Genomic DNA, 17,923 nt, shown 5'->3' with positions numbered 1-17,923 from the left:
GGCGCGGGCCGGTCGCACGCCGACAGGGTGCAGGCCATGGCCAACGCCGCCGCGCACAGGGCGGCGCGGCGGCGCCAGGGCACCGCGATGAGTCGATGCAAACGCATTGTGCCGGGAAGCTCCTTGGTGGGTTGGCGGCCGCCGCTTCAGTACTGCGCGCGCAGCGTCAGCATGACGTTGCGCGGCGCGCCATACCAGCCCTGGCTGTAGAAGCCGATCTGGTCGTAGTACTTGCGGTCGAACACGTTGTTCAGGTTGAGGGTGGCCGAGACCTGCTTGCTGAAGTCGAAGCGGGCCATCAGGTTGACCAGCGCGTAGCTGCCTTGTTCCACATCCACATTGCCGCGCGGGCTGGCGGCGGAGCGGTAGATGCGGCTTTGCCAGTCGACGCCGCCGCCCACGGTCAGGCGGTGCAGATCGCCCGGCAGGCGGTAGGTGGTGTAGACCTTGAACAGGCTGCGCGGATGGCTGGTGTTGATCGGCTTGCCGTCGGCGTCCTTGGCGGTGAAGTGGGTGTAGCTGGCGCCGAGGTTCCAGCCGGGCATGAGCTGGCCGCTGGTCTCCAGTTCGAAGCCTTCGACCTTGGCGCCGGAGACGGCGCGGTAGGCCTGGGTGCCGGGCATGCCGATGACCGACTCGCCCGGGATGGCCTGTGCCAGGTTGTTCTGGCGCGTCTGGTACAGCGACGCGGAGGCGTTCAGCAAGCCGTCCAGGTAGGCCGCCTTCAGGCCGACCTCGTAGCTCTTGCCGTCGATCGGCGGCAGGATCGAGCCGCTGGGCGAACGGGCGTTCTGCGGCTGGAAGATCTCCGTGTAGCTGGCGTAGGCCGTGTAGGTGCTGTTGATGTCGTACAGCAGGCCGGCGTAGGGCGTGAACTGGTCGTTGATCTTGTACTGGCGCTTGCTGCCGAAGTAGGTCTGGTTGGTTTCCCAGTTGCTCCAGCGTCCGCCCAGGATCAGGTGTAGCGGATCGGCCAGCGAGAAGCGGCCCACCGCGTAGGCGCCAGTCTGCTTGACGCGAAGGTCGTCCGCGGGCGTCTTGTTGGCGGCCCAGGTGGGCTCGGCCACGTGATCCTGGCGCCAGTCGAAGAAGCTGCCCAGCGCGGGCTTGGCGCCGGTCTGCAGGTACTGGCCGATATTGCTGTGGTCGTTGACGCTCATCCAGCCCAGCGCCAGTTCGTGCTTGCGCCCGAACAACTGGAACGGGCCCGACACCGTCAGGTGGATGTCATCGCGCGAGCGGTCGCCATCATAGTTGTTGTACGCGCTGGTCATGCCGGCGCCGGTGACGCGGTCGGGGTAGCCGCCGCGGAACAGCTGCTTCATGCGGTAGTCGCCGTCGTTGTGGCTGTAGGCCGCGCGCACCTTCCAGTCATTGGCGAAGCGATGCGTCAGGTCGACGAAGGTGGTGGTGGACTCGGTGTCGATGCGGGCCCAGCGGGTGTTGTTGGCCACCGAGCGGTTGAAGTCGGTGCGCGAGCCGTCGCTGTAGAACAGCGGAAAGCCGCTGCCGAAACCGTTGCTCTGGTTGCGGGAATACTCGATGCCGGCGGTCAGCACCGTGTCCGGCGTGAGGTCGGCGCTGATGACCCCATAGAAGGTGCGCTTGCGCGAATCCAGGAAGGTCACGTAGCTGTCGCCCTGGTCATAGGCGGCGACGAAGCGCGAGCGGATGCGGCCGCCTTCGGTGACCGGCACCGACAGGTCCAGGTTGCCGCCGACCTGGTTCCAGCTGCCGGCGCTGGCGCTGCCGGACAAGGCGAACTCGCGCAGCGGCTTCTTGCGGATGAAGTTGACGGCGGCCGACGGATTGCCCGAACCGGTCATCAGGCCGGTGGCGCCGCGCACGATCTCGACGCGGTCGTAGATGGCCGAGTCGATGTCGGTGGCGCCGTAGTTCCACAGGCTGAGGATGGGCGAGTTCAGGCCGTCGAACTGGAAGTTGTCGATATCGAAGCCGCGCGACGAGAACGCAAAGCGGTTGCTGTCGTTGCGCGAGACCGAGATGCCCGGCGCGCTGGCCAGGATCGCGCCGGTGTCGCGCAGTCCCTGGTCCTCGATCTGCTGGCGCGTCACCACGCTGACGGACTGCGGCGTCTCGCGCGGCGACAGCGTCAGGCCGGTGGCCGTGTTCATGGCATCGGTGGTGTAGGAATGGGTGCCTTCGGTGGTGCCCGGGATGCCGGCGCCGCTGACGGTGACGGCGGGCAGTTGCGCCACGTCGCCGCTATCGGCGCTGGCGGCGCTCTGGGCGGTGGCTTGCTGGTGGGTAAGGGCGGAGCAGAACAGGGCCGTCTGAATCGCGTAGACAAGGGGGCGCACCCGGCGCGGACGCGCGGCGGGCAGGGGCGGTACGAACGGCATGAGGACAAGCTCCAGCGGAAAAATTTGGTAATGAGAATTATTGATTTTTACCGTTGTGCTGACGTATGCCGAACGACGTGATGCATATGGAGAATGCCATGGGCCCGGTGCGCCGCCGCGCGAATAGGCCCGCTCGAAACCCGCGGGCCGGCAGGCTAGCCCAGGCCGGCCTCGGTCTTGGCCACGGGGGCGGCGCGGCGGTGCAGCCAGGCCCAGCCGATGGCGCTGGCCGCCACGCAGGCCAGCATGGCCGCCGCCAGCCGCAGCGGCTGGCCATAGACCAGCGGCACGCCCCAGCCGCTGGCCACGGAGAACGTCAGCATCTGCATGAAGCCGAGGACGGACGCGGCGGTGCCCGACAGGTCCGGCACATGCCCCAGGATGCGCAATGTCATGGCCGGCACGCCCATGGCCAGGCCGCAGGTGTACAGGCCGGGCAGCAGCACCGCCCAGGGCAGGCGCGGCGGCTCGGCGGCGGCCATGTACAGCACATAGGCCAGACAACTGCCCCCCATCAGCAGATAGGCCAGCAGCGTGATGCGCCCATCCGACCAGTGCCCCGCCTTGCGCGCGGCCAGCAGCGCGCCGGCCATGGCGCCGGCCACCAGCGGCACGAACAGATAGGCGAAATCGGTTTCCGGTAAACCCAGGACGTTGACGATGAAATCGGGCGCCGCCCCGATCAGGAACCCCTGGGCGGCGAACAGCAGGCTGAACGCCGCGCCCAGCGCGGCGTAGCGCCGGTTGCCCAGCACGCGTGCATAGTTGCCGCCCAGCGTGCGCCAGGCCAGCGGCTGGCGCCGCTCGGGCGGCAGCGTTTCGGGCAGGCGCCGCGCGCACAGCAGCCAGGCGGCGCCGGCCAGCGCGGTCAGCAGCAGGAACACGGATCGCCAGCCCTGGTGCGCGGCCAGGTAGCCGCCCAGGATCGGGGCCAGCGCCGGCGACAGGTTGAACACCAGGATCAGGTAAGACATGGCGCGGCGCGCCACCGCGCCGTCGTAGCAGTCGCGGATGATGGCCTGTCCGACCACGATGCCGGCGCCGGCCGACAGGCCCTGCACCGCGCGCCCGGCCAGCAGCCAGCCGAAGCTCGGCGCCAGCGCCGCCATCAGCGCGCCGGCGACGTACACCCCCAGCGCCGTGAGCACGACGCGGCGCCGCCCCAGCGAGTCGGACAGCGTGCCATGCAGCAGCAGCATGGAGGCATAGCACGCCATGTACACGCCCAGCGTCAGTTGTACGGTTTCCTGCGGAACCGCGAATTCCCGGCCCAGCGCCCCGAATGCGGGCAGGTAGGCGTCGATGGTGGCGGGGGCGACACAGGACAGCAGGCCCAGCATCAGCACCATGACGGGAAAGGAAGGCAGGGGTTCGCGGCGTGACACGACGGCATCCATGGCAGGGGCTTCCCGGGCTGGGAAGCGCTGTCGCATGGTCGCCTGTCATGGCGGGTTGCAGGAATGGAGAACGCCGCGAGAGCAATGGGCGCCGCCGTAAGCCGTGCACGAACCGGCGCTCAGTTCAGTTCGCTGGGCGCGATGCCGTAGCGTTCGCGGAACGCCGTGGCGAAGTTGGTGGCGTGGCGGTAGCCGACGAAGTGCGCGGCCTGCTGCACGCTGCATCCCTGGGCCAGCTGTTCGCGCGCCACCTCCAGGCGGCGCTCGCGCAGCCAGCTGAAGACCGAGCGCTGGTAGGTGGCCTGGAACTTGGCGCGCAGCGTGCTGGGGCTCATGCAGGCCAGCCGCGCCAGGTCGTCCAGCGTATGTTCCTCGCCGGGTGCGTTGTACAGGCGTTCGCGCACCCGTTCCAGCAACTGGCGATCGCGCTCGGAAACGGCGCTGTCGGCCGGCGCGCGCTGTTCCAGCGTGGCCAGGGCGTGCGCCAGCAGCTGCGTGGCCACGCCTTCGCGCAGCATGGCCTGCAGCGGGCCGTCCCAGCCGCAATCGAGCAGGTGTTCGATGGCCTGCAGCAGATGGCCCTGCACCTGCCAGCGGCGCAGCCGCAGCGACGGCGAACGCAGCGCTTTCCAGATCAGCTCGCTGGTCGGGTCGTCGCCCGCGCCATCCGGGTCGGACAGCGACAGGTTGACGCTGCGCAGGCGCTGGCCGGGCGCGTGGATGCCGGTCATGGCGACGGTGTCGCCGTACAGCGCGCTGACGCCGCAGTGCGCGGCCAGCCTGACGTCGTCATGGCGATCGATGCGGGTCTGGGCGTTGCCCTGCAGCATGACGATGGCCGAAAAACGCGGCGACATCATCGAGGTGGCTTCGTAGTGCTGGTGCACGCGCACATCGGACAGCACCAGCGTCAGGCCGGGGCGGATCGCGTGGGTCTCGACCCGGCCTTCGGCGATGCAGAGGGTTTCCGGATCGCCCCGCAGCGCGCCATTCAACTGCGGCAGGCGGTAGCGGAAACCGCTCTGGCTGCCCATGCGGTTGAAGTCGGCGACGGTGAATTGGGCGGGGGAGGGTGATGGGTTCAAGATCGTCACTCGCGTTACGGGATGAGCCCCTAAGATGGCCGTTCACAAGCCATTGGATGTGAGAATGAGAATAACATATGTTCGCATTGTTGCAGCTATTCTCACCCATGTGGCACCATTTTTTGGCGCCATGCCCATGCCCCCCCGACACCTGCCTCAAGGCGCCGCGCAATCGCCCAGCTCGTCTCCCATGATGTCGCGATACCACTCGTGGAAATGCTGCATGCCGTCTTCCATCGGCGACTGGTAGGGGCCGCTTTCGGAAGTGCCGCGGCGCAGCAGCGCCAGCCGGCCGGCGTCCATGCGTTCGCCGATCTCGTCATCCTCGACCGCCGTCTCCATGTAGGCCGCGCGCTGCGCCTCGACGAATTCGCGTTCGAACAGCGCGATCTCCTCCGGGTAGTAGAACTCGGCGATGTTGATGGTTTCCTGCGGACTCTTGGGGTACAGCGTGGAAAGCACCAGCACGTGCGGGTACAGCTCGATCATGTGGGTGGGGAAGTAGGTCACCCAGATCGCGCCGAACTCGGGCGCCGAGCCATCGCGATAGCGCATCAGCGTGTCGTGCCAGTCGCGGTAGACGTCGGAGCCGGGCTTTTCCAGCGAATCGTGCACGCCCACGCGCTGCAGGCTGTGCCGGCGGCCGAATTCCCAGCTCAGGTCGTCGCAGGTGACGAAGCGCCCCAGCCCGGGATGGAACGGCCCGACGTGATAGTCCTCAAGGTAGACCTCGATGAAGGTCTTCCAGTTGTAGTTGCACTGGTGCACCTCGACGTGATCCAGCACGTAGTCGGAGAAATCGAATTCGGGCCGCTCGAACAGGTGGCCCAGGTCGGCGCGCGGGTCGCGCGGGCCCTCGAACAGCAGGCCATGGCAGTTCTTCAAGGGGAAGCGCGGCAGGTTCAGGCACGGCGTGCTGGGGAACTGCGGCGCGCCCAGGATCTGGCCGCGGTTGTCATAGGTCCAGCGATGCAGCGGGCAGACGATGTTGCCGCCGCTGGCCGACAGGTTGCCGGCGGGGTTGCCGGGGCCGGTGACCGCGCCGGTCTCGCCGCCCAGGATCAGCGCCTGCCGGTGGCGGCAGACGTTCGAGACCAGCTCGACGCCCTGGGCGTTGCGCACCAGCACGCGGCCGCCGTCCTCGTGTGGCAGGCGGCGCCAGTCGCCCGGTTCGGGCACGCCTTTCTCGTGGCCCACGTACAGGGCCGATTGCTTGAATATCCGTTCCTGTTCGCGGGCGAACAGGGCTTCGTCGAAATAGGCCCGAACGTGCAGCGGGCTCAACGCCTCGCGCACATGCTCAAGGCGGCCAATGTCCGTCATTTCCGACTCCTTGTGCCATCCCGCAAGGCCCGGCCGCCCTCAGGCGGGCACGGCGCTCTCGGCGTCGATCCGGGTCATGCGTTCGGCAAGATCCAATTTGGGGCAGGTGCTGCAGTAGTCGCTGTCGCGCCTGCGGAAGTAGTGGCAGCAGACCTGCCGGTCCACGGCGATGACCGGCAGGTCCGCGCGCCGCCAGGTCAGGTAGCCGCTGCGTCCCGGGACGCCGAGCAGGTCCATCCAGGCGCCGGCCTGCCGCTGGGCCCAGGCATTGGCGGCGTCGCCGTCGTCATGGCGCGCCGCGAGCAGCGCGTAGAGCACGCAATCGGCCTGCATGCACTCGGCGGCGCGCGGGCTGACCCGCAGCACCTGGGTCAATTCGCGGTAGAAGGTGGCGCAGATATTGCGCAGTTGCGCGGCGGCGGCCTGCATGCGTTCGCGCAGGCCGGCGCGCAAGGGGGCATGGCGCTCCAGGGTGTAGCCGATGATGAAGCCGTCGTCCGGCACCGGCTGGGTCATGCGCGACAGGTCCGGCACGATCTCGCTGCGGTGCGCGGCGATCACGCTCAGGTAGACGGGCTGCCAGATCAGCAGCCCCCAGCAGCGCAAAGCCAGGTAGTGCGGCCCGGCCTCCGGATAACGCTGCCCCCAGACATCGCGCAGCCGCGCGATGGCCTGGGTGTTGTCGGCGCCCGGGCGGATGCCCGGCCCGGGCGCCGCCGCGACCTGGCCCGACAGTCCGGGCACCAGGCGGCCGGTCAGCGCCAGCAGGTCGTCCAGGTCGTGGTTCACGCAAGCGCTCGCACGGTGTCGGCCTGGCCCTGGCCCAGCCATTGCGGCCGATAGCGGGCGATCGGGTTGGCCAGGTTGGGCGCCATCTGGAAGCTGCCGATGGGGTCCGCGAGGTTGACCATCTGCAGGTTGTTGGCCAGTTGCAGGCGGTTCAGGCACGAATGGATCATTTCGGGAGCGAACAGATCGTACTGGCGATACTTTTCCAGCCGCTCGGGATGGGCCTCCTGGTAGGCGGTGATGCGGCCGGCCACCAGTTTCCAGAAGGCGTCCTCGTGCATCACGCCGTGGTCGGCCAGCACTTGCGCCAGGTGGCGGAAGTAGCCCTCGAACACATCGACGAAGATGGTCAGCAGCTTGTATTCCTCGGGCACGTCGGCGGCCAGGCGGCGGGCGTTCTCGGGCAGGGCGGCGTTCGGGTTGAGGATCGACGACTCCTCGGCGATGTCCTTCATGAAGGCGCGCACCGGCACGTGGTCCTCGATCACCAGGATGACGTTCTCGCCGTGCGGCATGAACACCAGGTCATGGGCGTAGAAGCAATGCACCAGCGGCGTGAGGTAGGCATCGACGTAGCGCTCCAGCCACGCGGCCGCGTCCAGACCCGAGGCGCGGATCAGCTCGGGCAGCAAGGCGCCGCCCCGCGGATCGACGTGCAGCAGCGCCGCCATGGTCATCAGCCGCTGGTTGGCGCCGATCAGCGCGGTCGGGTTCTCGCGCCACAGCGCCGAGAACATCTTCTTGTAGGGCGTGTCGACCGAGATGGCCGCTTCGTAGTAATAGTTGCGGAATCCCAGCGAGGCCGCTTCGCGCAGGATGGCGAAGCCGTTGCGGCGCAGCCACGGGTCCGATGAGATCAGCCCGTGCAGGTACTCGTTGATGGCCGGCGTGCCCGACATGTAGTACGGCGACAGGCCGCGCATGAAGCCCATGTTCAGGATCGACAGCGAGGTCTTGACGTAGTGCTTGCCGGGCTGGCTGATGTTGTAGAAGGTGCGGATCGACTGCTGCGCCAGGTAATCGTCGTCGCCATAGCCCAGGCACACGATCTTGCGCGTGGCCACGTAGGGGGCGAACGCCAGCGACAGCTTGTTGAACCACTGCCACGGATGCGAGGGCATGAAGTAGTAGTCGGCCGGGTCCAGCCCCTGATCGCGCAGGGTCTGGGTGTGGCGGGCGACGGTGTCCGCGCCCAGTTCGTCGCGCAGCAGGCTGTCGTAGTCCATGGTCGACAGGCAGGCGAAGTGGGCATTGTCCTTGTGCACCGCCAGCCACATCACGCGGATCGGGCTGGCGCATTCCGGGGCGTAGACGTGGTAGTCCTCGGCGTCGAAACCCAGGCGGCCATTGTTGGCGACGAAGCTGGGATGGCCTTCGATCATCGAGGTCTCGATGGTCTGGTAATCGGCCACCGCCAATTCGGCGGCCGTGGGCGCGGCGCGGGTGTGCTTGTAGGCGCTGCCGTGCAGCGTGCTGGTGATCTCGTCCAGGTAGATCGGCAGGCGGTCCTCGGGCATGCCGAGCTTGTCGCGGATCTCGATGACGAACTGCAGCGCGTCCAGCGGCGCGGGCGTGCCGGCCATGGTCTTGCTGATGGATTCGGGCGGGATGCGCCAGTGGCGCATGGCCATCAACTGCGCATCGAACTGGTATTCGGCATGGCCGTCGGCCAGCACCAGGCGGTAGCGGTCAAAGCCGGGCGCCTCGGCGGGGCCGAGCCGTTCGGGTTCCAGCAGCCATTCGTGGGCATATTCCGAGATGGCCTTCTTCACCAACAGGCGGTTCACTTTGTCCCAGACCTCGGGCGCGAGGTGGCTGGCGATCTGGGCGGGATGGGGCTGGGTGCTCATAGGGAAGACTCCTGGAGTTGGGCCTGTTCAAACTGCTGCCGGGTGCAGAAGGCGATGCTGGCGGTCTTCTCGCGAAAACGCGCCTGGCCGGCATAGACAAAACCCATGGCCAGGTTGAGCGCATGGATCTTGCTGTTGTTGCTGTCGGGTTCCACCACCACGCGCCGGGCCTGGAGGCGGTCGAACATAAAGCGCATCACGAAGGCCAGCACGTTGCGGCTGAAGTTCGGGATGCGGACCCGCGGCGGGCCGATGAAGATGTGCATGCCGAGGTCCCCGGGGCGCACCGGGTAGTGCTCGCCGACCTGGTCGTGGGCGGGGTCGTAGCATTCCACCAGGAAGGCCGGGCGGCCGTCGTGGCTGCCGAGCCAGGCGCCGGCATGGCCGCTGTCGACCAGCGCTTCGTAGAAGTCGCGCACCTGCGCTTCGGTGAACGTCTGCATCGACCAGAAACGCGCGTAGTCCATCGCGAACCACTGGCGCAGCAGGGCGGCGTCGCCGGCGGGATCGAGCGGGCGCAATGCCAGGCCCGCGCCCTCGTCGTAGTGGCTGCGCGCCTGGCGGTCGATCTCGCCCAGGAAGGCGGCGGTCATGGTGATCATGGCGGGCTCCCGGGGCATCAGACGGTGGCGGCGCGATGGCCGTCCAGCATGGGCATCAGTTCCGGCGCGACGGCGCCGCGGCACGCCGGCGCCGGCTGGGCCGCGCGATGCGCCAGCACGCCGCTGGCCGGCGGACGGAAGTCCTGCAGCGCGGTGCGCGGCTCGATGGCGTAGTGCTCGTGGCCGGTCAGTTCGCGCAGGATCTGCGAATTGCGGTAGCAGCAGAAGCCCAGGTCGGGATTGGTGACGCCATGGCTGAGCAGGCCGCTGTTCTGCACGAAGATCTCGTTGCCGCCGTGGTCGATGGTGTAGTTGCGGGCGATCTGGTAGTTGCCGTCCTCGGCCCAGGCGATGCGGTCGTGGATCGGATTGACGCACGTGGGGATGCTGCGGGCATAACCGGTGGCCAGCACCAGGCCGTCGGCCGCGTGCGAGAACACCTGCCCGGTGTCGACGTGGCGGAACTCCAGGTGGTAGCGGGCGGCGTGGCGGTCGTAACGGCTGGCGCGCAGTTCGGCATTGGTCAGCAGCGTATAGCGGCGGTCGCCGTTGTGGATCTTCTCGTCCAGCAGGTCGTAGATCTGGTTGATGAGCGAGGCGTTGATGCCCTTGTACAGACTGCTCTGCTCGGCCAGGATCTGGCGGCGGCGGTCTTCGGGCAGGTCGTAGAAGTAGTTGGTGTAGTCCGGCGAGATCAGCTCCAGCGTGAGCTTGGTGTTCTCCATCTGGAAAAAGCGCGGCGAACGGGTGATCCAGGCCAGGCTGTAGTCGTGTTCGTCGCTGTCGCGCAGCAGGTCGTGGAACACCTCGGCCGCGCTCTGGCCGCTGCCGACGATGGTGATCGAGGCGCGCCGCTGCAGTTGCTCCTTGTGCCGCAGATACTCGGCGCTGTGGATGTAGGGCGCCTCGCGCCGGTCGCAGCAGGGCGGCAGCACCGGCTGCGACCCCAGGCCCAGCACCAGCTTGCGGCAGCGGACCATAAAGCGTTCGCCATTGACGCTGTGCTGGCCGGTGACCAGGTAGGTGTCGGTCTCGGGGTCGTGCAGCACGCTCTGCACGTCGCTGTTGAAGCGCAGGTTGGGCAGGCGCGCGGCCACCCACTTGCAGTAGCGGTTGTACTCGGCGCGCGTGAGATAGTGGTTCTCGCGCATGTAGTACGAATAGATGCGGCCGGTCTGCTTGCTGTAGTTCAGGTAGCTGTATTCGCTGCGCGGATCGGCCAGGCTGACCAGGTCCGCCAGGAACGGATTCTGCAGGGTGGAGGCCTCGATCAGCATGCCGGGGTGCCAGTCGAAGGCCGGCTTCTTGTCCAGGAAGAGGGCGCGCACGCCGGGCAGCGGGGCCGACAGGCAGGCCAGGCTGAGATTGAAAGGGCCTAGGCCGATCGCGACGAAGTCATAGATTTCACGGTTCATGATGGTTACGCCTTTTGCGGAGTCTCTCGTTGCACGGACGATGCCCGGGGCGGGCATACTCGGAACAGGGCCGGCTAGTCAGGCGGAACGGGACGCGAGCGGCTCGCCGGGCCGTCGGTCCACTGCAACAACAAAGAATTTCCATCGCCGGTATTGCATGAATTCAACATCTGTTTGGGTATGATTTTCATTTGCAATATTGGCACTCTAGCAAATGCGCGCCGGGCGCGACGCATCGCCCGCGCCATGCAGGCGGCGCTCATATGCAGGGTGGCAAAGCGCATAGGGACGCGATCGGCGGGCATATCCTCATGCGGCGCCAGCGCCGGCAACGCGCCGGTGCGGCGCGGACGCGCGCGGGTTATGCTTGCCGCCATGTCAGATAAACGTCCCGTGCTCAGGCTGCGCGGCGTCTACAGCGAGCGCTTGTCGCCCGTCAGCCTGGATCTCGCGGCGGGGGAATGCGCCGCCATCACTGGCCCTTCGGGGTCGGGCAAATCGCTGCTGTTGCGCCAGGTCGCCGACCTGGACCCCGGCCACGGCGAAATCGAACTCGACGGCGCGCCGCGTTCGGGCATGCGCGGTCACCAATGGCGCCGCCAGGTGATCTACTGCCAGGCCGAGGCCGGCTGGTGGGACGACCATGTCGCTCCGCACTTCGCCGATCGCGCGCGGGCCGCCGAGCTGATGCAGCGCATGGGCCTGCCCGCCGGGAAAATGGACGCGCTGGTGCAGGAGCTGTCCACCGGCGAACGCCAGCGGGCCGCCCTGGCGCGCGCACTGGCGCTGGCGCCGCGCGCGCTGTTGCTGGATGAACCCACCGCCGCGCTCGATCCCGCCGCCACCGAATTGGTGGAAGCCGAGCTGCGCCGCTACCTGGACGGCGGCGCGGCCATCCTGATGGTGACCCACAACCCCGACCAGGCCCGGCGCTTGGCCCGCCGCGGCTGGCGCATGGCGCAGGGCAAGCTGGAGCCGCAATGGACGTGATCAAACTGCAGGCCACGGACCTGATCATCGCTTCGCTGCTGGTTGTGCTGTCGGCCGGCATTTCCTTCGCGCTGCGGCTCAACCTGCAGAAGCAGGTGCTGTGGGCGGCGCTGCGCACCGTGGTGCAGCTGCTGCTGGTCGGCCACATCCTGCGCATCGTGTTCGCGCACGCGGCGCCCTGGCTGACCGCGCTGGTGGTGGCCGTGATGATGGCGCTGGCGGCGCGCGAGGTCGCCGCCCGGCCCAAGGCGCGCCTGGCCGGCCACGGCAACGGTTATGTGGGCGCCATGGCCGTCGTCGCCACGACGGTCATCACCGCGCTGTTCATCCTGTCGACCGCGTTGCGGCCAGAGCCCTGGTACGACCCGCGCTACACGATCGCGCTGGTCGGCATCGTGCTGGGCAGCGTGCTCAACGCGGCCAGCCTGGCGCTGGACAGCGTGTTGTCCGGCGTGCGCCGCGAAAAGCTGGCCATCGAGGCGCGCCTGTCCCTGGGGGCCACGGCGCACCAGGCCTTCGCGGCGCTGCTGCGGGAATCCGTGCGCCGCGGCATCGTGCCCAGCATCAACCAGATGTCGGCGGCGGGCATCATCACGCTGCCCGGCATCATGACCGGCCAGATCATCGCCGGCATGGATCCCATCGATGCCGCCAAGTACCAGATCCTGTTGATGTTCCTGCTCTGCGGCGCCAGCGGCATGGCGGCCATGGGCGCGGCCTACGGCGCCATGCGGCGGCTGACGGACGATCGTGGCCGGCTGCGGCTCGATCGGCTGATGGCGGAGCGCTAGCGCGGGTGGCGCCCATGGCCGCCTCGCGTCGACCAGGCCGCGCCGGCAAATTTGATGAAATATCGACGGGCTCTGCCGCATACTTCGCCCCTCCATGGAATGGCCGGCGTCACCGGCCGCAAAAGAAGGGCGGGATCCGTATGAGCATTACCGAGATGTTTGCGTGGTTGACCAGCGAGCAGGGCCTGATGGCGCTGCTGGCGCAGAATTGGGTGCTGGGCACCTGCATCATCGCCGCCATCGTGTTTATCGAGACCGGCCTGGTGGTGATGCCGTTCCTGCCGGGCGATTCGCTGCTGTTCGCGGCCGGCGCTTTCCTGGGCCTGGCGGGCATCGATCCGCTGGTGTCGCTGGCGGCCATCACGGCCGCCGCCATTGCCGGCGACGCGCTCAACTATGCCATCGCCTCGTCCCGCTGGGGGCAGAAGCTCGCCCACAGCCGCTGGGTCAAGCCGGACCACCTGGAACGCGCGCGCGACTATTTCGCCCGCTATGGCGCCATGACCATCACGGTGGCGCGCTTCGTGCCCATCGTGCGCACGCTGGCGCCGTTCGTGGCGGGACTGTCGCAGATGCCGCGCCGCACCTTCTTCGTCTACAACGTGGTCGGCGCCATCCTCTGGTGCGGCTCGATGCTGCTGGCCGGCTACTGGCTCGGCTCGATCGCCTGGGTGCGCGCCAACCTGCACTGGGTGTCGGTCATCATCATCGGGCTGTCGCTGATTCCGGTGGCGCTGCAATGGCTGCAGATCCGCCGGGCGCGGCGAGTCTCGCAAGCCTAGCGGCCGCGAGGGACGGCCGGTCGCCGGCGACAAGGGCCGGCCACGACGATAAAGCAAGAAAAAAGCCGGCGGCTCCGTGAGGAACCGCCGGCCTTGGCGCGACCGGGCCGGCTGGCCCGGGGGCGTGACGGGGCTTAGCCGATGCTGGCCAGCACCTGGTTCAGCGTGGCGCTGGGGCGCATGGCGCGGCTGGCCTTGTCTTCGTTGGGCTGGTAGTAGCCGCCGATGTCGACCGGCTTGCCCTGGGCGGCCTTGAGCTCTTCCAGGATCTTGGCTTCGCCTTGCGCGAACGCGGCCGCGGCCGGGGCGAACAGCGCGGCCAGCGCGCGGTCGTCGGTCTGCTCGGCCAGGGCCTGGGCCCAGTACATCGCCAGATAGAAGTGGCTGCCGCGGTTGTCCAGGCCGCCGACCTTGCGGTCGGGCGACTTGTTCTCGTCCAGGAACTTGGCGGTGGCCAGGTCCAGCGTCTTGCCCAGCACCAGGGCGCGGGCGTTGTCGTAGGCGCGGCCGAGGTGATCCAGCGACGCGGCCAGGGCCATGAACTCGCCCAGCGAGTCCCAGCGCAGGAAGCCTTCTTCCAGGAACTGCTGCACGTGCTTGGGCGCCGAACCGCCGGCGCCGGTTTCGAACAGGCCGCCGCCGGCGACCAGCGGCACGATCGACAGCATCTTGGCGCTGGTGCCCAGTTCCATGATGGGGAACAGGTCGGTCAGGTAGTCGCGCAGCACGTTGCCGGTGACGGAGATAGTGTCCAGGCCTTCGCGGATGCGCTTGAGCGAGAACTTGGTGGCCTCGACCGGGGGCAGGATGCGCAGATCCAGGCCGCTGGTGTCGTGGTCGTTCAGGTACTGCTTGACCTTGGCGATGACCTGGGCGTCGTGGGCGCGCTTTTCGTCCAGCCAGAACACGGCCGGCGTCTGGCTGACGCGGGCGCGGGTGACGGCCAGCTTGACCCAGTCCTGGATCGCGGCGTCCTTGGTCTGGCACATGCGCCAGAGGTCGCCGGCCTCGACGGCCTGCTCCAGCAGCACCTTGCCCGAGGCGTCGGTGACGCGCACGGTGCCGGTGGCGGGGACCACGAAGGTCTTGTTGTGCGAGCCGTATTCCTCGGCGGCCTGGGCCATCAGGCCGACGTTGGGCACGCTGCCCATCGTGACCGGATTGAAGGCGCCGTGCTGCTTGCAGTCGTCGATGACGGCCTGGTAGACGCCGGCGTAGCAGCGGTCGGGGATGACGGCCTTGGCGTCCTGCAGCTTGCCTTCGGCGTTCCACATCTTGCCCGAGTCGCGGATCATGGCGGGCATGGAGGCGTCGACGATGACGTCGCTGGGCACGTGCAGGTTGGTGATGCCCTTGTCGGAGTTCACCATGGCCAGCTGCGGCAGCGTCTTGTAGGCGGCGTCGATGTCGGCGGTGATCGCGGCCTGCTGGTCGGCGGGCAGCGATTGGATCTTGGCGTACAGGTCGCCAATGCCATTGTTGGGATCGAAGCCGGCCTGCTTGAGGACGGCGGCGTGCTTGGCCAGCACGTCCTTGTAGAACACCGACACCACGTGGCCGAAGATGACGGGGTCGGAGACCTTCATCATGGTGGCCTTCAGGTGCACCGAGAACAGCACGCCCTGGGCGCGCGCGTCGTCGATCTGGGCCTGCAGGAAGGTCTTGAGCTTGGCGGTCGACAGCACGGCGGCGTCGATGATCTCGCCGGCCTTGACCGGGGTCTTTTCCTTCAGCACGGTCTTGGTGCCGTCGGCGGCGGTCAGTTCGATCTTGACGTCGCCGGCTTCGGCGATCAGGGCCGACTTTTCGGTGCCGTAGAAGTCGCCGCTGTCCATGTGCGCCACGTGGGCCTTGGAGTCAGCCGTCCAGGCGCCCATCTTGTGCGGGTGCTTGCGGGCGTAGTTCTTCACCGACAGCGGGGCGCGGCGGTCGGAGTTGCCTTCGCGCAGCACGGGGTTGACGGCGCTTCCCTTGACCTTGTCGTAGCGCGCCTTGACGTCACGCTCGGTGTCGTTGGCCGGGGCGTCCGGGTAGTCGGGCAGCTTGTAGCCCTGGTCCTGCAGTTCCTTGATGGCGGCCTTGAGCTGCGGCATCGAGGCGCTGATGTTCGGCAGCTTGATGATGTTGGCTTCGGGCTGGACCGCCAGGGCGCCCAGTTCGGACAGGGCGTCGCCCAGCTTCTGGCTGTCGTCGAGGTAGTCGGGGAACAGGGCGATGATGCGGCCCGCCAGGGAGATGTCGCGGGTCTCGACCGTGATGCCAGCGGACTTCGCGAAGGTCTGGACGATCGGCAGCAGGGAACGGGTTGCAAGCGCCGGAGCTTCGTCGGTGAGGGTGTAGATAATCTTCGGAGTAAGAGACATGATCCTTGAATCTGTTCGGCGGTGGCGCTAGGCGCAAACCCGAACATGCTATGCGGCGTCAGCCGGTAGATGTTGTCGAGAGTGGGTTCGTATGGGCAGACCCGGGCAGGCCCCGATCGGCTCAACATGGCGCCGCCCGTCCTTTATGTGCTGGTCCAATTGCCCGACCGCCTGGAAGGTACGACTGCCACGAATCGAACATTGTAATACCGCGCCCCGTCTGGCGCGCGCGGAAATGGGCGCCAATCGTCCGCGGGCCGTGCGGTCGGGGCGGAAAAGTGCCTTTTTGTTTCCAGGAATGGCGCCAAATGACCATAACTTGCTGGTATCGGCATGGAAGTTATGGCTAATATTCCGCATCCGTTCGCGCCAGTCCGCGGGCGGAAAAGAGCGGGGCGCCGGATGACGATGGGCGTTGTGCAGCCCGGCGCGTGGAGATGCAATGCGGTTTGGCAGTCTGTCGTTCGATCCGAAGTTCCACTACGCCAGCCGTCCCGATGGCCAGACGATCCACTTCACGCCGGTCGAGAGCGCGGCGCTGGCGCTGCTGGTCGGGCACATGGGCCAGATCCTGCCGCGCCAGCGCCTGCTGGACGCGACCCAGCGCGGCGAGGCCGACGCGCTCGAACGCAGCGTTGACCTGATGATCAACCGCCTGCGCGGCAAGCTGGGCGATTCGGCCCGCGCGCCGCGCTTCATCGCCACCAGCTATGGCGAAGGCTATAGCTGGATCGCCGCGCCCGAGCCGGAGCCGGGCGGCGATGTCTACGTCGCCATCGGCCCGGCCGCCGGCCCCGAGGCCCTGCGGACCGAACCCAGGGTCAAGGCCTTCCTGGTGGATCTGGCCGGCGCCCTGCGGGCTCGCCTGCCGAGCGAGCGCGGCGTCAGCCTGTTGTCGCTGGCGGCGGCCAACGAGGCCCAGGCGCCGTTTCGTGTCGAGGTCGGGCTGCGCCAGGACCAAGCCGGCGTGCACTGCGCGGTGGTGCTGCGCGAGGCCGCCAGCGGCGCCGCGCTGCGCGCCGAGCGCTGGACCATCGCCCCGGCCGACGAGGCCGCGGTCGGCCGCAGCGCCGCTTCCACCTTCGCCGCCTCCATCAAGAGCGAGATCTGGCGCAGTCTGGCGCGGGCCCGCGGCGAACTGGCCGGCCCCACCGACGAGCCCATCGAGTTGCGCCTGCATCGCGCCGCGCAACTGCTGTCGCGCACGCCGCAAAGCTGGCTGGAGTCGGCGTCGGAACTGGAAAAGCTGCGCGCCGAAAGTCCGGACGATCCTCACACCGCGCTGATGTGGGCGTCGCACCTGTATGCGCGGCTGGTGCTGGACCTGTCCAGCGATCCGGCCGAACTGGAGCCGCGGATCGAGGCCCTGGTGTTCCAGGCGCTGCCGCGCGTGCGCGCCAATCCGCTGCTGGCGCTGGCGGCGGCCAAGCTGTTGTGCTTTGTCAGCCACGACCACCTGGAGCTGGCCGAGGCCTTGGCCGAGGACGCCTTCAGCCACGGCACCGCCTTCGCCTCGGCGTTTTCGGTGATGGGCCAGTTGCGCCTGAACCGTGGCCGTCTGCGCGAAGCCATCGACCACTTCGACCAGGGCATCGAACTGGCCGAGCCGGGGTCGGAATTCCAGGTGTTCCTGATGGTGCTCAAGTGCACCACGCTGCTGGCGCTGGACGACCGCCAGGCCTGCCAGGCGGCCTGCGAGACGCTGTACCGGACCAAGCCGCTGACGCGGACGCAGATGGGGCTGTTCCTGTCTTCGCCGGACGAGGTCCTGCCCGACGATCTGCGGCAGATCCTGCTGGCCCTGGACGCAGACCTGCTGCGGCGCCTGCTGGCGCACTTCGAATACCTGTTCGTGCGGCGGGTGCCGGACGCGGCCGGCAGGAAGAACATGTTCCGGGGCGTGCTGGCGCAGCTGGCCAGGCACCGGCCGATCGATGACCTGCCGTCGCGGGTGGGCGTCTATCTGTAGGCACCCTGTTGTATTCGCCAGGTACTCGCCATGTGCCCCGCCGCGTCGGCGAGGCGGGCGGCGCGGTTCGAGTTGATGCGCGATTTGACAAATGGCCCCGCTTGCGGGAAGCTACGGCCCATGACTTCCCGCGCCGTCCGCATTTCGCTGATTATTACCATCATTCCTGGAATGGTGGGTTAACGCGCGACCGCAGTCAGTCAA

The 17,923-nt window shown here is 67.9% G+C and carries 13 protein-coding genes; 4 read left to right on the top strand and 9 right to left on the bottom strand.

Translation table 11 applies throughout. The annotated features are described in order from the left end of the window. Positions 1-146: 146 nt before the first annotated feature. The 8 genes from fauA to HV742_RS17655 form a co-directional block, all read right to left on the bottom strand. Positions 147-2,363 (bottom strand): TonB-dependent alcaligin siderophore receptor FauA, encoded by a 2,217-nt coding sequence (gene fauA, locus HV742_RS17690; RefSeq protein WP_175146014.1) that lies wholly within the window; start codon positions 2,361-2,363, stop codon positions 147-149. Between the two features lie 155 nt (positions 2,364-2,518). Further along, positions 2,519-3,748: a multidrug effflux MFS transporter gene (locus HV742_RS17685; RefSeq protein WP_054504313.1), complete on the bottom strand. Its 1,230-nt coding sequence runs from the start codon at positions 3,746-3,748 to the stop codon at positions 2,519-2,521. 131 nt (positions 3,749-3,879) lie between these two features. Next, positions 3,880-4,794 (bottom strand): helix-turn-helix transcriptional regulator, encoded by a 915-nt coding sequence (locus HV742_RS17680; protein ID WP_254601165.1) that lies wholly within the window; start codon positions 4,792-4,794, stop codon positions 3,880-3,882. A gap of 207 nt (positions 4,795-5,001) precedes the next feature. Next, entirely contained in the window at positions 5,002-6,168 is a 1,167-nt protein-coding gene (locus HV742_RS17675) for an aromatic ring-hydroxylating oxygenase subunit alpha (RefSeq protein WP_054416988.1), read from the bottom strand. Between the two features lie 39 nt (positions 6,169-6,207). After that, positions 6,208-6,999 (bottom strand): siderophore ferric iron reductase, encoded by a 792-nt coding sequence (locus HV742_RS17670; RefSeq protein ID WP_063581818.1) that lies wholly within the window; start codon positions 6,997-6,999, stop codon positions 6,208-6,210. Next, a complete protein-coding gene (locus HV742_RS17665) occupies positions 6,954-8,807 on the bottom strand; it encodes an IucA/IucC family protein (RefSeq protein ID WP_175146013.1) in 1,854 nt (617 codons plus the stop codon). Before HV742_RS17665 ends, HV742_RS17670 begins: the two co-directional genes overlap by 46 nt. Beyond that, positions 8,804-9,409 carry a GNAT family N-acetyltransferase gene (locus HV742_RS17660; RefSeq protein WP_049073894.1) on the bottom strand — a complete coding sequence of 202 codons (606 nt, stop codon included), beginning with the start codon at positions 9,407-9,409 and terminating at the stop codon, positions 8,804-8,806. Before HV742_RS17660 ends, HV742_RS17665 begins: the two co-directional genes overlap by 4 nt. A 17-nt stretch (positions 9,410-9,426) precedes the next feature. After that, complete coding sequence (locus HV742_RS17655; protein ID WP_175146012.1) at positions 9,427-10,824, bottom strand: lysine N(6)-hydroxylase/L-ornithine N(5)-oxygenase family protein; 1,398 nt, start codon at positions 10,822-10,824, stop codon at positions 9,427-9,429. Positions 10,825-11,199: 375 nt separating this feature from the next. Between HV742_RS17655 and HV742_RS17650 the strand changes: the two genes are divergently transcribed. From HV742_RS17650 to HV742_RS17640, 3 genes are all read left to right on the top strand, one after another. After that, entirely contained in the window at positions 11,200-11,814 is a 615-nt protein-coding gene (locus tag HV742_RS17650) for an ABC transporter ATP-binding protein (protein WP_254601161.1), read from the top strand. Continuing rightward, positions 11,805-12,605 carry an ABC transporter permease gene (locus HV742_RS17645; protein ID WP_175146010.1) on the top strand — a complete coding sequence of 267 codons (801 nt, stop codon included), beginning with the start codon at positions 11,805-11,807 and terminating at the stop codon, positions 12,603-12,605. The genes HV742_RS17650 and HV742_RS17645 overlap by 10 nt, the downstream gene beginning before the upstream one ends. A 140-nt stretch (positions 12,606-12,745) precedes the next feature. Then, positions 12,746-13,387: a VTT domain-containing protein gene (locus HV742_RS17640; RefSeq protein ID WP_175146009.1), complete on the top strand. Its 642-nt coding sequence runs from the start codon at positions 12,746-12,748 to the stop codon at positions 13,385-13,387. 134 nt (positions 13,388-13,521) lie between these two features. Here HV742_RS17640 and HV742_RS17635 read toward each other — a convergent pair whose 3' ends face one another. Then, a complete protein-coding gene (locus HV742_RS17635) occupies positions 13,522-15,750 on the bottom strand; it encodes an NADP-dependent isocitrate dehydrogenase (protein WP_054416996.1) in 2,229 nt (742 codons plus the stop codon). A 442-nt stretch (positions 15,751-16,192) separates the two neighbouring features. Here HV742_RS17635 and HV742_RS17630 point away from each other — a divergent pair, with 442 nt between their 5' ends. Continuing rightward, on the top strand, positions 16,193-17,719 hold the full coding sequence (locus HV742_RS17630; RefSeq protein ID WP_068980817.1) for a winged helix-turn-helix domain-containing protein: 1,527 nt from the start codon (positions 16,193-16,195) through the stop codon (positions 17,717-17,719). Positions 17,720-17,923 lie beyond the last annotated feature (204 nt).

Source organism: Achromobacter ruhlandii (assembly GCF_902859695.1).
Taxonomy (GTDB): Bacteria; Pseudomonadota; Gammaproteobacteria; order Burkholderiales; family Burkholderiaceae_B; genus Achromobacter; species Achromobacter ruhlandii.
This window is presented reverse-complemented; position numbering and strand designations above follow the sequence as displayed.